The organism is Clostridium sp. DFI.1.208 (assembly GCF_024463855.1).
In the GTDB taxonomy this organism is placed as follows: Bacteria; Bacillota_I; Bacilli_A; order Erysipelotrichales; family Erysipelotrichaceae; genus Clostridium_AQ.
Map to the genome: position 1 here is coordinate 1 of NZ_JANGCA010000194.1, position 474 is coordinate 474.

A 474-nucleotide genomic window follows, 5' to 3' on the forward strand; every position below is an offset into this window, starting at 1 on the left:
AAAACAGGGAGAGGTCCTTACTTCTGCAGAAACTGATGATCATGGCAATACGAAGTTCAAATATGAAATGCGGAAATTGAAGGGTGCTGTGTTCGAAGTCAAGGCAGCGGAAGATATCTCATCTCCAGATAATCAGGGCGATATCCTATATCACAAAGGCGATCTGGTAGATACGATAACGACCGATGCTGCAGGTGAAGCACAGACCAAGCTGCTCCCTTTGGGTAAATATCAAGTTTCGGAAAAAACTGCTCCAAACGGATTCACGCATTCCGATGATATCAGAGAAGTCGAGCTCGTCTATGAGGATCAGAATACAGCGATCGTATTCGGAGATGCCGGTACTTATGAAAATGAACGTCAGAAAGTTGAAGTACAGGCTGTCAAAAAGGACGCAGATGACCAACAGCTGCTAGTCGGCGCTGAAATCACGCTATATGCAAACAGAGACGTGTACAACTATGACGGCGATGT

Annotated in this window: 1 protein-coding gene; it reads left to right on the forward strand. The window is 45.4% G+C overall.

All coding sequences use genetic code 11. From position 1 onward, the window contains the following. Nucleotides 1-474 (forward strand): prealbumin-like fold domain-containing protein (locus NE665_RS24000; protein ID WP_256302717.1); only part of this gene is annotated, 474 nt, incomplete at both ends.